The sequence below is a fragment of the Rhizobacter sp. P2_G4 genome (genome assembly GCF_056403575.1).
Map to the genome: position 1 here is coordinate 199,218 of NZ_JBFUFG010000007.1, position 13,419 is coordinate 212,636.

The window sequence follows — 13,419 nt, forward strand, 5'->3', positions numbered from 1 at the left end:
TCGTTCTTCACCGGTCGCCGCGCCGGGAACAACACCTTCGCCGACGCTAATGGCTGTGCTGCCGCCAGCGCGCCGCCGCTTGGCCGCGCGTTTCCACACCCAGCTTGCCCAGGATGTTGGCGACATGCCGCTTCACCGTGTGCGGGCTCAAGTCGAAGGCGCGGGCGATGAGCTTGTTGCTGTCGCCCGCGGCGATGCGCGCAAGCACCTCGGTCTCACGCTCGCTTAGCCCAGCGATCCCTGCTGACTTGACCGGTGGCGCATTGACCGCAGAGCCCCGCGCCAGCATCCCGGCCAGCCGTGACAACAGCGCCACGTCTTCGCTGTCCAGGCGCCCTGCCCACAGCGCTGATTGCAAACGGCCAAGAACCTGCGGACCGGCGAGCAATGCGCCACCGATCTCCTGGCCTGCACGAACCTCGTCGAACCAAGTCTTCAGATTCGAAGCAGCCGCGTCCATCTGACTTCGCTGCAGCTGCACATCGGCAAGCATCAGGCGCGCCTGCGTGGCAGGGTAGAAGAGCGAGCGGTTGATGTCGTTCGCCAACGGCTCCAGCAAGGCCTGCGACTCGGCCAGCCGGCCATCGATCAGCGCGACGAAGGCCTTGACCAACACGCGGTTGCTCGGCGCAGCCGTCCACTCAAAGGCATTGCCGGCACGCTCCAGCTCGACATCGAGCGCACGCAAAGCCTCGTGGTCTTGCAATATCCAGCATGCGCGCGCGTGCACGAACAAGACCTCCGACTCGTGCACCTGGCGGTGGCTGAGCGGGCTGTGAAAACGCAGATCGTCAGTCAGCTCGCGCGCCACGGCGTGAGACGCATCGCGCTCGCCACGCAACGCGAGCCACACCATGCGCGCCAGCCGGTGCTCGGTGACCACGATACGCGGCATGCCCAGCCAGCGGCAATCTTCTTCGGCACGCGCCAGCCACTGCCCGGTTTCGTCCAGGCGCCCCGCGCCCAGCGCCAGCCAGGCGCGAATGTGCATCACCGCCGCCCGGAGCTGCGTGGGCGCATCGCCGCAGACGCGCGTCGCCACCATGGCAAAACGGTCGACAGCGGCCGCATGCCGGGCAAGCCCACGAACACGCCGTGCGTGGCGAACTGGCTCCACAGCATGGGTGCCGGCGTGCGTTCGAGCGCGGCCAGCATCTCGCCGAACATCGGCGCCACCTCTTCAGTGCGCGCGTTGGCAAATGCGTCCCAGGCGCTGGTGTAGCAAACGAAGGCTCGGGCCGCATCGTCCAGCTCGAGGGCACGCAAATGCGCCAGCTCTTTCGTGCCTTCGGCCAGCCGCCCGGCATGCTGCAAGCCCGAACACAGGTTGGTGCGCGTCAAAACCGCGTCGCGATGGCGACCCGCGCGAGCGTAGCCCTCGGCGGCGCGCTGCATGGCATCGAGCAGCGTTGCCCAGTCGAAATGCGGCCACGCCGCCAAGCCCCGCACCAGTTGCAGATCGGGTCTCGATGCCAGCTCGGTCGCCGGGAAGAGCATCAACAGTTGCTCGAGCGTGGCACCAGCTCCCACGCTCAACTGCTCTTGCGCACGCTTGACCAGCACCGTCGTGGCGTCACCCCACGCGCCGGCGCGTGCCAGGTAGCCCACCGCTCGCGACAGATCGGTTTCGTGTTCGGCGGCACGCCGCAGCAACAGCGGCAACTCGTCGGCGTGTTCCCGCTGCAACCGATCTTCCAGAAAGTCGCGAAAGAGGTCATGCAGACGCAGGGTGAACACGTCGGTTTCCATCACGCTGGCAAACAGGCCTCGGCGTTCGATGTCTTCGAGCAAGCGCGCCGCATCGGCCACGCCGGTCAGGTGGGCGCAGCGCGTTGCCGTCAGCTCCGGCAGTACCGACGAGCGCAACAGGAAGCCGCGTAACTCCGTGGGCAGGTCGTCCAGCACCTCGGCCGCCAGGTAGTCGAACAGGTGCCGCTGCGTGGGCGCGTTGGCGCGCATCGCACCCGCCTTGGCCGACAAGCTCAGGCGCACGCCCGCAGGCCAGCCATCGGTGCGCTCCAGCAGCTCACTCGCCGAGGGCGAACTTGCATCGCCCGCCGAGGCCAGCAAGGCCTCGACTTCAGTTTGACCGAACCTCAGGTCGAACTGGCGGAACTCGGCCAGCTCGCCCTCGGCCCGCAGGCGCGCCAGGTTCAGGCGCGGTTCCGTGCGGCTCGCGATCACGATGCCCCAGGGTGATGGCAGCCGGCCCAGCAGCGCCTGCAACAGGTCGAAGATCCGCGGGTCGCTCAGGCGGTGCACGTCGTCGAGCACGATCAGCCCCCGCTCCACCTCGGCACCGGCCAGCGCGTTGACCAGCTCCGCCACCACGTCGCGCAGCCCGTGCTCAGCCTGCGACAGCAAGGCCAGCGCCTCGGGGGCCACGCGCCAGGGCAAGTCGAAGGGTTCGAGCGCGCTGGCCAGGCACGCCAGAAAGCGCGGCAGCTGATCGTCTTCGTCGGCCGACACCCAGGTCAGCAGGCAACTCTCGGGCAATTGACGGAGCTGGCGCGTCAGGGCCGAGGTCTTGCCATAGCCTGCCGGGGCGAGCAGCATCGTCAGGCGCTGCTGCATCAGCGCGAGACCCAGCGCCTGCTCCAGCACCGGCCGCGCCACCAGGTTGGCCCGCGGTCGTGGCGGCTGGATCTTGGCGAGCGCGAACGACGGGGCCGGGATCGTTGCTTGCATCCCAGCATTCTGCCGCCCAAGCCGCCTTCGATAAACTGCCGCCGGCCATGCAAACCACCCGCTTCGCGCTCACAAAGATCCAGCCGCCGCGGCCACGCCGCGGTTTGATCGCACGGCCCGGACTGGAACAGCGGCTGACTGCCTCCCTGAGCGGAGCACGCCTGGTGCTGCTGTGCACACCAGCCGGCTTCGGCAAGACCGCCCTGCTCACCCGTGCGATGGCCAGCCGGGCCGAAGCGCTGCCGCTGGCCTGGGTGTCGGCCGATGAAGACGACGACCTGCACCGCGTGCTCGACTGCCTGTGCATGGCCCTCGAGCCCTTCGACTTGCCCTGGCGCGTGGCGCCCGACGCCATCGTGAGCGGTGCCGGCCCGCAACGCGATGCCTTGCGCCGCACCGCCGATGCGGTGCTCAACGCGCTGGCCGGCAGCGAGGCACCGGGCCTCATCGTGCTCGAAGACGCGCACCGCATCGGCGACCCTGCCGTCTTCGCCTGGTGCGATCTGCTGCTGGAGCGCCTGCCCGATCACTGGACGGTCGTGATCACCAGCCGCACCGACCCGCCGCTTGCACTGCCGCGCCTGCGCGCGCTGGGCGAGCTGGCCGAGTTCCGCACCGAAGACCTGCGCTTCACGCCCGACGAGGCACGTGCCTTGGCCGAAGCGCATCAACCCGGCGCGAGCATCGAGCCGCTGTGGGAGCGCACCCAAGGTTGGGCTGCCGGCCTGCGGCTGGCCCKCAACGCGGGCGGCCAAGGCACCCGCGGTGCTGCCGATCGCCACGCATTCGACTACCTGGTGAGCGAGGTGCTGGACGCGCTGCCTGCCGAGCTGCGGTCGTTCCTGCTGCGCTCCTCGGTGCTGCCCGAGTTGTCGGCCAGGCGCTGCGCCGCCGTCACCGGCCAGGCCAACGCGCAGGCTTTGCTCGAAGACACGGAGGCCCGCGGTCTCTTCGTCTCGGTGCTGGAGGGCGCGGGTGCGAACGACGGCGAGGTCACGCTCGCGCTACACGCGCTGTTCCGTGACTGCCTCGAAGACCGCCTCGCCCGCGAATCGCCCGGCGAACTGCCGCAGCTGCTGCGCCGCGCCGCGGACACCGAGCCCGACACGCAGCGCCGCATCGGCTACCTGCTGCGCGCGGGCGAATACGGCCTCGCCCAGGCCGTGCTCGAAGAAGCCGCTCCCGGCCTGATCGGCGAAGGTGCGATCGACAGCGTGTTGCGCTTGCTCGACCAGTTTCCTGCGGCCTGGCGGCAACAGGCCCCGGCGCTCGATTTCGCCGAAGGCGTGGCCTGCTGGGCGCACTGGAGCTTCGCCCGCATGGCCGACGCCATGCGGCGTGCAGAGAACGCCTACCGCCTCGCAGGCGACGAGACCGCGGCGCAACGCAGCCTCGCGTACCACGCCGTCGCCCTGTGCGGCCAAGGCCGGATGGAAGAGTCCGCGCAGCAGATCGGCCCGCTGCTGCAGCAAGCCCTGCCCGACGACCTGCTGGCCCTGGTGCGCATGCTGCAGACCTGGCACGTGCTGGAGAACGGTGCCGTCGACACCGTGCCTGCCACCTACGCCCTGTGCGTCGATGCCCTCGAGCGGGCCGACCGCCCCGAGGTCTGGAGCCGTGGCCGCACCTTGCCGCCCTTCATCAGCTTGCCCGGCATGGCGCCCACGCTCAAGCGCTTCGCCCGCGGTGCGCGGCGCCATGTGAGCGAACAGCCGACCAGCCTGCGCGCCGGCGTGCTGGCCGAGCAGGCGTGCGCGTTGCTGTGGCAAGGCGAATTCCCCGCCGCGCTGCATGCGCTCGAAGCCGCCGAAGAAGACCTGCGCTGGCTGGGCGCGCCCCTCGTGGTGGCCGCCTTCACACGCACCACGCGAGCGCTCTGGCACGCCTGGCGCGGCGAACGCGAACCGGCGCTGGCGGCGGCGCAAGGCCTGCTCGACGACCTGGACGACCCGCTGAGCCGCGACCGGCGGGCGGTGTGGCGTGGCTACTACCAACTGTTCCAGGCGCGCATTGCGCTGCTGGTCGGCGAGGTCGGCCTGCTGCGCCAGCTGCAGCAACGCGTGCCGCTGCAGCGTGGCGCGCGGGAGCCCGCCCTGCTGGCACGGCAGCGCATCACACTTGCACCGCACCTGGCCTGGGCCGAGAAGCGCTGGGCCGACGCCTGCAGCGGCTACGAACAGGCCCTGGCGCACGAGAACCAGTTGCAGCTCTTCGGCCAGCACATCGAGGTGCGCCTGCGCCTTGCCCACGCGCAGCTGGCACAGGGCCGGTCGGCACAGGCCGTGACCGCGCTGATGCCGCTGTTGCAGGCGGCCCAAGGCGACCAGGAATGTGCGCCGCTGATGGCCGGCGTGCAGGTGCTGTCCGACCTCTCGCTCCTGGGCGCCGCCGCGCCCGCAGCCCTGCGCGATCGGCTGGCGCAATGGCAGCACCGCGCCCAGTCGCTGCAGAGCAGCGTGCCGGCCGAAGTCGGCCTGCCTGCGCCCTCGCCGATCGGCGACAAGCTCAGCGAACGCGAACTCGAGGTGCTGAAGCGCATTGCCGCCGGCGACAGCAACAAGCTGATCGCCCGCGCGTTCGACCTGAGCCCGCACACCGTCAAGCGCCACGTGGCCAACGTGCTCGACAAGCTGGGCTTGAGTTCGCGCGGCCAGGCCGCGGCCTGGTACCGGGAACACGGCTGACTGCGCAAAACCAACGCCCGAATGGCTCTTTTGGGCGATGCCGTACCGGCCCGGCTTGCCCACACTGCGCCGCATGTTCGTTATCCACCATGCCCACCTGATCGACCAGGCGGCACACACCGAGCCCCCCTTGCAGGCCGGTGAACAACGCTTCTGTGCCATCGGCCCCGCGTGTGGCGTGAACGCCTTCCAGGTCTGGATGCACACCTTGCCGCCCGGCGCTCACACGCCGGTGCAGCAGCACCAGGGCACCTTTGCCGCGCTGGTGCTGGCCGGCAGCGGCAAGCTGCTGGTCGACGGCGGGCCGCTGCGCTTCCAGTCGCCCTGCACGCTCGTCGTGCCGCCGGGGGCCGACTTCCAGTTCGTCAACAACGCTGCCGTGCCGCTGCTGCTGGCCAGCGTGTTCACCGCCGAGCCCCGCGGCCGGTGATCTGAACGGCCCGCCCGAAAGGGCGTGCATCCCCCTTTCGGGGTGGCCCGTCGCCAGACGGGCCAATGGCTCCTTCAGGCGATGCCTGGCCCGCCCCTTCCCGGAACACTGCCAACCCATGCCGAAGCTCGTTCGGCTGCACAACAAGCCAACCGCCAAGGAACACCATGAATACATCGACCCTGACCCGCCCGGCCGCCGCCATGCAAGCCACCAGCCCGGCCGGCCCGCGCTACGACATGTACCAGCCCATCCACAAGGGCCTGCGCGCCTTCATGAGCGACACGCTGTCGCGCATCGGCCGGGTCGACGTGTACGACGTGGAAGACCTGGCCCGCACGCTGGGCCAGCTCGAGGCGCTGCTGAATTTCTGCGTCAAGCACGTCGCCCACGAAAACGAGTTCCTGCACACCGCCATCCAGGCACGCCAGCCGGCCGCCGCCAGCCGCACCATCGCCGACCACGTGGAGCACCTGCAAAGCATCGAAGCGCTGCGCCTCGAAGCACGTTCCCTGATGGCGGTCGACGGCGACGAGCGCATGGCCAGGGCGTTGCGCGTGTACCGCCACCTGGCGCTGTTCGTGGCCGAGAACTTCCAGCACATGCACATCGAGGAAACGTCCAACAACGCCGCGCTGTGGGCGCATTACAGCGACGCCGAGTTGGCCGACATCCACAACCGCCTGCTGGCCACGGTGTCCCCCGAAGACACGATGGAAGTGATGCGCTGGGTGGTGCCTGCACTGAACCCGGTGCAACGCGCCGGGCTGCTGGCTGAAATGAAGAAGGAGGCCCCGGCCTTCGTCTTCGACGCGGTGATCGACGTCGTGCGCCCGCACCTCGACAGCCGCGACTGGAACAAGCTCGCGCGCGCCGTCGGCGTGCCTCAGCAAGCCGGTCTCGCGAACTTCGCCTGACCCGGCTTCCATCGATAACAAGGAGAAGCACGTGAACAAGTGGTTGAAGCGAGGCGGCATCGGCCTCCTGAGCCTGGCGGCGCTGGCCGCCGCGGCCCTCGCGGTCGGCGCCCAGCTGGGCGAACGCAAGATGCAGCGCAGCGTCGACGTGAATATCCAGCCGGTGGCCTTGCGCAGCGACGCGGCGAGCATCGAGCGCGGACGCTACCTGTACCTGTCGCGCGGCTGCACCGAGTGCCACGCCGTCAACGGTGCCGGCAAAGACGTCATCAACGACGGCAAGGGCATGCACATCCGCGCGCCTAACATCACGCCCGGAAAAGGCAGCGCCGTTGCAGGCTACAAGGCCGACGACTGGGTGCGCACGCTGCGGCACGGCATCAAGCCGAACGGCAAGCCCGCCATCGTGATGCCGAGCGAAGACTACGCGCGCTTCACCGACGACGACCTGGCCTCGCTGGTCGCCTACGTGCGGCAGATGCCTGCCGTCGACGGCGAAGGCGCGGTGCTGCAGATGCCTGCGATGGTGAAGGCGCTGTACGCCGCCGGCGTGATGCACGACGCCGCCGAAGTCATCGACCACAGCCAGCCGCCTTCACAGCCGGTCGCCGAGACGGTGAGCACACAACACGGTGCCTACGTCGTCAACTCGTGCATCGGCTGCCACGGCGCGCACTTGTCGGGCGGCAAGATTCCCGGCACGCCGCCGGGCTGGCCGGCCGCCGCCAACCTCACACCCGGCGAAGGCAGCGCGATGACGCGCTACGCCACGCCCGAGTCGTTTGCCGCCATGTTCAAGACCGGCAAGCGCCCCGACGGCACCGAGGTCAGCAAGGTCATGCCATTCCTGTCGCTGAAGGAAATGAACGACACCGATGTGCAGGCCGTGTACCTGCACTTGAAGAGCCTGCCGGCCTTCGCCGCGGGCAACCGCTGAATGGCGACATCAGCCATCTGTTCCACGGTCTGCGCAAGCGCAGCACCTGCTCCCTCAATCAAGTCGAGAACAAGCCCATGAAAAGAATCAACGCCTGGCTGGCGGCCTTGGCCAGCACCGTCGCACTCATCGCCTGTGGTGGCGGTGGCGAGACCGACAAGAACGATCCACCGGCGACGGGTGCCCGCGTCTCCGGCGTCGTGGTCGACATGGACAGCGACCTGCCCATCGCAGGCGCCCGCATCAGCGCCGGTGGGCGCGGCACGCAAAGCGGCAACGACGGCCGCTTCACCCTCACCGGGCTGGACGCGAGCGAGCGCCTGCCCGTGAAGGTGGAAGCCACCAGCCATGGCGGCAACGTCGCCATCGTCAAGCTGCCCGCCGACAGCCAGGCCACGATCCGCGTGCGCCTGCTCAAGCTCGGGGCGGCGCAGACCTTCAACGCCGAAACCGGCGCCACGCTCGTCATCCCTGGCAGCACGGCGCAGGCCCAGGTGCCGGCCGGCTCGCTGGTCGACGCCGAGACGGGCGCGGCGGTCATCGGCCCCGTGACGGCCAGCGTGACCAATGTCGACCCGGCGCGCGACCCCGAGCGCATGCCCGGCGGCTACACCACGCTGCAGTCAGGCGAGGTGCGCGCCATCGAGAGCTTCGGCGCCATCAAGGTCGACCTGCGCGACGCCACTGGCCGACGCCTGCAGCTTGCACCGGGCACCGATGCACGCATTCGCATCCCGCTGTCGACGCGCTCGTTGAATCCGCCGGCCTCGGTGCCCCTGTTCCACTTCGACGAAGCCACCGGCCGCTGGACGCAAGAAGGCGAAGCCCTGCTGCGTACCGCCGCCAACGGCGAGCGCTTCTACCAGGGTGACGTGACGCATTACAGCTACTGGAACGCCGACCAGGTGAACGAGACGGTGGAGGTGGAAGGCTGCATCTCCAAGGCCGACGGTTCACCCGCCGCGGGCGTGATCGTGAGCGGCAGCGGTGTCGACTACTCGGGCCGCACCTCGGCCATCACCAACAACGAAGGCCGCTTCGTGATGTCGGTGCGCAAGAACGCGGTCACCAGCATCTGGGCCGCGACCGACACACAGGTCACGCCCGTCACCGAGGTGACCGTCGGCGACACGGGTGGTGGCATTGCCGGCAGCTGCATGAAGCTCGATGCCTCGACCTCGCCAATCCCCGGCAAGCTCTCGCCGCGCATCATGCAGAACCCGCGCAACACCACGGTCGAAGCCGGCCAGCCTGCGCTGCTGCAGACCGTGGCCGAGGGCACGCAACCCATGACCTACAGCTGGAGCCGCAACGGCCAGGTGATCGCCAACAGCAACACCAGCGCGCTGTGGGTGTTCAACACCACGCCCGCCGACGATGGCGCCACCTTCACCGTGACGGCGACCAACGCCGCCGGCAGCGTGACCAGCGCCATCGCGCGGCTGAACGTAACCAGCACGCCGATGGCGCCGACCATCGCCACCCAGCCTATCAGCGTTACCGCAGTAGCTGGCGAGACCGCCACCTTCGCGGTGGCGGCGCAAGGCAGCGGCCCGCTCGCCTACCAGTGGCTGCGCAACGGCACGCCCATCACGGGAGCCACCGAAGCCATCTACCAATTGATCGCGGCCCAGGCCGACAACGCCGCGCTCTACAGCGTGCGTGTGAGCAACGCCGTGGACAGCGTGACGAGCCAGGCCGCCACGCTCACCGTGGTGTCGCCGCAAGCGGCACCGGTGATCACGACCCAACCCAGCAGCGTCGTGGCGAGCGTCGGCAGCAGCGCGAGCTTCGCCGTGGCGGCCACCGGCAGCGGCACCCTCAGCTACCAATGGCAGCGCAACGGCGCCAACATCGCGGGCGCCACCGCAGCCACCCTCATGCTCAACGCCGTGAGCGAAGCCGACAACGGTGCGCAGCTGCGCGTGGTGGTCAGCAACGCCCAGGGCAGCACGACCAGCGACGCCGCCACGCTCATCGTGGCCAGCGGCAACGAAGACCAGCAAGCACAGGCACTCAAGCTCATGCTGCTGTGGAGCGACGGCCTCACCGCCGCCAGCGCGCCGCTGCAATTTGCCGACGACGACCTCCGTGTCAAGCCCGTCAACGAGGTATGCCTCGGTGGCAACGCGACGCTCACGCTGGACGGCGCCGCTGCGCCGGCCGTCGGCCAAAGCCTGCCGCTGGGGCAGCACACGCTGGCAGCGCAGTTCGCGGCCTGCACCGGCGACTACGGCATCGGCTACGACGGCCGCAGCAGCGTGGCCTACAACTTCACCGACCCGTCGAACCTGACAGGCACGGCGCAGTCCACGATCACGAACTTCGTCTACAGCGACGTCGACGATCAGGGCGACCCCGTATCGACCCGCGTGAACGGCAGCGCCAAGGTGGATGCCGAGGGCAGCATCAACGGCAACGCCGAAACCCAGCGCCTGCGCTTCACGCCTGCGGCTGGCTTGTCACTGACCGACGTGGCCAGCAACACCGCGGCCGTGTTCAGCAGCGGCAACGTGCTCGTGCACAGCGTGACCGTCGAGACCGCCGCCGGCCTGCGCCCGCAGCTGTCGCGCCAGGAGTACGCGCAGCTGAGCTTCACGCGCGGCGGCGTGGCGTATATGAGCGACGGTTTCGTGCAGTTCGACTTCGACGACCAGGGCCGACTGAGCAGCGGCAGCGGCACGGTCACGATCAGCGCCAACGGCCAGCCGATGGCACGCATCAGCGCAACCAGCGGCAGCTTCGCGATCGACATCCTCTCGGCACCGCCCGGCTTCACTGCTGCGTCTCCTTCCATCCAGCGCACCCGCGTGGGCGCCGCCAAAGCACCGGCGCAGGGTGCTCGCAACAAGCGCTTCTGAAGCGGAAAGGAAAGTCATGAGCACCCCAAAGATCATCGCCGTGATCGGCGCCACCGGCGCACAAGGCGGCGGCCTCGTCCGCGCGATCCGCAACGACCCGAGCCGCAGCTTCGTCGCACGCGCCCTCACGCGAAACCCGGCCAGTGAAGCCGCGCGTTCGCTGGGCGTCGAAACAGTCGAAGCCAATCTCGACGACCCCGAAAGCCTGCGCCGTGCCTTCGATGGCGCGCATGGCGTGTTCGGCGTCACGGCGTACTGGGAGCATCACTCCCCCGAGCGTGAACTCGCCCAGGCCCACGCGATGGCGGCTGCCGCCGCCGCGGCGGGCATCAAGCACTTCGTCTGGTCGACGTTGGAAGACACGCGGCAGCGGCTGCTCGTGGGCAGCGGTCGCATGCCGGTACTGATGGGCAAGTACAACGTGCCTCATATGGACGCCAAGGGCCGGGCCGACGAGGTGTTCATCGCCTCCGGTGTGCCCACGACGGCGCTGCGCACATCCTTCTTCTGGGAGAACCTCATCCACTTCGGCATGGGACCTCGGCGCGGCGCTGATGGCGGACTGGTGTTCGCGCTACCGATGGGGATGAAGAAGCTGCCCGGCATCGCGGCAGCCGACATCGGGCAGTGCGCGCTCGGCGTGTTCCAGCATGGGGCTGACTACATCGGGAAGACGGTGGGGATTGCTGGTCAGCACCTCACCGGTGTCGAGATGGCAGATGCGTTATCGCGCGCTTTGGGCGAGCCGGTGCGCTATGAGGCGGTGCCGTTCGAGGTGTACCGCGGGTTGGGGTTTCCCGGAGCCGAGGATCTGGGGAACATGTTTCAGTTCAAGCATGACTTCAACGCCGATTTTTGTGAGGCTCGGTCGGTGGCGCATTCGCGCAGGTTGCATGCGGGGCTGCTGACGTTTGAGCAATGGGTGGGGCGGAATCGGGCGGCGTTGCCGATTGGGTGAGTCTGTCGGCGCTCGTTTACTTGTCTCATCCGTTGGACCCAAGTACGTTCACGAACCTCTTCGTTCAGACTAATTTCAGGACAGGTTCCGAAGGCAGCTAAACTCCGGCGGGTCAGGAGAGAGCTTCCACGTGAAGCCGCCGAAGGCGCAGGACCCCACAGAAATGTGAGGCTCGAACGCTCAGGCAAAAGGACTGGCAAGCGTCTCAGAAATGAGGCGTTCCTCGCTGGAGAGAGGCCCACCTTGAGTGGGTCCACCGAAGGGGCAAGCGTGTGTCGTGATCCGGCCCCGCCAATCTCTCAGGTAGAGCGGACAGAGAGGGCATTGCAAGTATTCATCGCCTCGGTGATGAATACTTGCTCCCACAAATGCCCTCGGAGAAATGCATGTCCGCTACCGACCCCCTGCTCAAGACACCGCTGCACGCACTCCACCTCGAACTCGGCGCCAAGATGGTCGCGTTTGCCGGCTATGAGATGCCGGTCAGTTACCCCAGCGGCATCATTGCGGAGCACAAGCACTGCCGCGAGTCGGCGGCGCTCTTCGATGTCTCCCACATGGGCCAGCTGCGCCTGGTCGGCGGCGATGCTGCCAAGGCGCTCGAGTCGCTGGTGCCGGTCGACGTGGCCGACCTCGCCGTCGGCAAGCAGCGCTACGCACTGCTCACCAACACCAGCGGTGGCATCCTCGACGACCTGATGATCACGCGGCGTGAGAACGATCTCTTCGTGATCGTCAACGCCGCCTGCAAGAGCGCCGACATCAAGCACCTCGTCACCCACATCGGGCACCGCTGCGCCGTACAGCCGCTGCCCGATCGCGCACTGCTCGCGCTGCAGGGGCCGAAGGCCGTTCAGGCGCTTCGCGCCTTGAATGCCGACATCGCCAAGCTCACCTTCATGACCGGCATGAGCGCCGCCATCGCCGGTGCCGACTGCTTCATCACCCGCTCGGGCTACACCGGCGAAGATGGCTTCGAGATCTCGGTCCCGGCCGAACAGGCCGAAGCCTTGGCTCGCGCCCTGCTCTCCCAGCCCGAGGTCAAACCTGCCGGCCTGGGCGCCCGCGACACCCTGCGCCTGGAAGCCGGCCTGTGCCTCTACGGCCATGACATCAACGAAGCGACCACACCGGTCGAGGCCGGCCTGACCTGGGCCATTCAGAAGGTGCGGCGCCCGGGCGGCGCGCGTGCCAGCGGTTACCCCGGCGCGAGCACCATCGAGTCGCAACTCGCCCACGGCGCGAGCAACAAGCGCGTGGGCCTGCTCGGGCTCGAGCGGGTGCCGGTGCGTGAAGGCGCGACCATCGTCGATGCCAAGGGCCACAAGCTCGGCCATGTGACGAGCGGCACGCTGTCGCCGACCGTCAACCAGCCCATCGCCATGGCCTACCTGGCCACCAACCATGCGCAGCCGCACCACGAGGTGTATGCCGAAGTACGCGGCAAGCGCCAGCCGATGCGTGTGACCCCGATGCCGTTTGCGCCGCACCGCTACTTCCGCGGCTGACCTTTTTCCGAACCCAAGACAAACCAGGAGCCTTTCATGACGACCATGTACACCCCCGATCACGAGTGGATCAACATCGAAGACCATGAAGCCGCGACCGTGGGCATCACGCTGCATGCGCAAGACGCGCTGGGCGACGTGGTCTTCGTCGACCTGCCCGAGCTGGGCCGCACGTTCAAGAAAGGCGAAGTCGCCGGCGTGGTGGAGTCAGTGAAAGCCGCCGCCGACCTGTACATGCCGGTCAGCGGCGAGATCGTCGAGGTGAACGAAGCCTTGCGCGCCGACCCGTCGCTTGCCAACAGCGATCCGCTCGGCAACGGCTGGTTCTTCAAGGTTCGCGTGGCCGACATGGCCGAGTTCGAACACCTGATGGACGCACCCGCCTACGACCAACTCGTCAAGAACCTCTGAGCCTTTTCTTTCCGCTGGAACCGTC

General features: G+C 68.3%; 10 protein-coding genes and 2 riboswitches. Of the genes, 8 read left to right on the forward strand and 2 right to left on the reverse strand.

The features are described 5' to 3' along the window. Positions 1-46: 46 nt before the first annotated feature. Together AC1DYS_RS23470 and AC1DYS_RS23475 are read right to left on the reverse strand one after the other, a co-directional pair. A complete protein-coding gene (locus AC1DYS_RS23470) occupies positions 47-1,045 on the reverse strand; it encodes a helix-turn-helix transcriptional regulator (protein ID WP_477903622.1) in 999 nt (332 codons plus the stop codon). After that, positions 991-2,688: a winged helix-turn-helix domain-containing protein gene (locus AC1DYS_RS23475; RefSeq protein ID WP_477903624.1), complete on the reverse strand. Its 1,698-nt coding sequence runs from the start codon at positions 2,686-2,688 to the stop codon at positions 991-993. The genes AC1DYS_RS23470 and AC1DYS_RS23475 overlap by 55 nt, the downstream gene beginning before the upstream one ends. A gap of 47 nt (positions 2,689-2,735) precedes the next feature. Between AC1DYS_RS23475 and AC1DYS_RS23480 the strand changes: the two genes are divergently transcribed. The 8 genes from AC1DYS_RS23480 (at position 2,736) to gcvH (ending at position 13,394) form a co-directional block, all read left to right on the forward strand. Beyond that, positions 2,736-5,372 carry a helix-turn-helix transcriptional regulator gene (locus AC1DYS_RS23480; protein WP_477903626.1) on the forward strand — a complete coding sequence of 879 codons (2,637 nt, stop codon included), beginning with the start codon at positions 2,736-2,738 and terminating at the stop codon, positions 5,370-5,372. Positions 5,373-5,409: 37 nt separating this feature from the next. Beyond that, positions 5,410-5,802, forward strand: coding sequence for a cupin domain-containing protein (locus AC1DYS_RS23485; RefSeq protein WP_477903628.1), 393 nt, complete (start codon positions 5,410-5,412; stop codon positions 5,800-5,802). Positions 5,803-5,969: 167 nt separating this feature from the next. Then, a complete protein-coding gene (locus AC1DYS_RS23490) occupies positions 5,970-6,719 on the forward strand; it encodes a hemerythrin domain-containing protein (RefSeq protein ID WP_477903630.1) in 750 nt (249 codons plus the stop codon). 31 nt (positions 6,720-6,750) lie between these two features. Further along, positions 6,751-7,656: a c-type cytochrome gene (locus tag AC1DYS_RS23495; protein ID WP_477903632.1), complete on the forward strand. Its 906-nt coding sequence runs from the start codon at positions 6,751-6,753 to the stop codon at positions 7,654-7,656. A gap of 77 nt (positions 7,657-7,733) precedes the next feature. Next, entirely contained in the window at positions 7,734-10,517 is a 2,784-nt protein-coding gene (locus AC1DYS_RS23500; protein WP_477903634.1) for an immunoglobulin domain-containing protein, read from the forward strand. Positions 10,518-10,557: 40 nt separating this feature from the next. Next, a complete protein-coding gene (locus tag AC1DYS_RS23505; RefSeq protein WP_477903636.1) occupies positions 10,558-11,475 on the forward strand; it encodes an NmrA/HSCARG family protein in 918 nt (305 codons plus the stop codon). A 103-nt stretch (positions 11,476-11,578) separates the two neighbouring features. Then, positions 11,579-11,681: riboswitch (glycine riboswitch) on the forward strand. 10 nt (positions 11,682-11,691) lie between these two features. After that, positions 11,692-11,801: riboswitch (glycine riboswitch) on the forward strand. Positions 11,802-11,861: 60 nt separating this feature from the next. Beyond that, the gene (gcvT, locus tag AC1DYS_RS23510) at positions 11,862-12,983 is read left to right on the forward strand and encodes a glycine cleavage system aminomethyltransferase GcvT (RefSeq protein WP_477903638.1); all 1,122 of its coding nucleotides are present in this window, start codon (positions 11,862-11,864) and stop codon (positions 12,981-12,983) included. 36 nt (positions 12,984-13,019) lie between these two features. Further along, positions 13,020-13,394: a glycine cleavage system protein GcvH gene (gcvH, locus tag AC1DYS_RS23515; protein WP_477903640.1), complete on the forward strand. Its 375-nt coding sequence runs from the start codon at positions 13,020-13,022 to the stop codon at positions 13,392-13,394. The last annotated feature ends 25 nt before the right edge of the window (positions 13,395-13,419 follow it).

Excerpts from the sequence above, each read along its gene's own strand:
- AC1DYS_RS23490 (WP_477903630.1), top strand. The coding sequence starts at position 5,970 with ATGAATACATCGACCCTGACCCGCCCGGCCGCCGCCATGCAAGCCACC.
- AC1DYS_RS23470 (WP_477903622.1), bottom strand. The coding sequence starts at position 1,045 with ATGGTGGCGACGCGCGTCTGCGGCGATGCGCCCACGCAGCTCCGGGCG.
- AC1DYS_RS23500 (WP_477903634.1), top strand. The coding sequence starts at position 7,734 with ATGAAAAGAATCAACGCCTGGCTGGCGGCCTTGGCCAGCACCGTCGCA.
- gcvT (WP_477903638.1), top strand. The coding sequence starts at position 11,862 with ATGTCCGCTACCGACCCCCTGCTCAAGACACCGCTGCACGCACTCCAC.
- AC1DYS_RS23475 (WP_477903624.1), bottom strand. The coding sequence starts at position 2,688 with ATGCAAGCAACGATCCCGGCCCCGTCGTTCGCGCTCGCCAAGATCCAG.
- AC1DYS_RS23485 (WP_477903628.1), top strand. The coding sequence starts at position 5,410 with ATGCCGTACCGGCCCGGCTTGCCCACACTGCGCCGCATGTTCGTTATC.
- gcvH (WP_477903640.1), top strand. The coding sequence starts at position 13,020 with ATGACGACCATGTACACCCCCGATCACGAGTGGATCAACATCGAAGAC.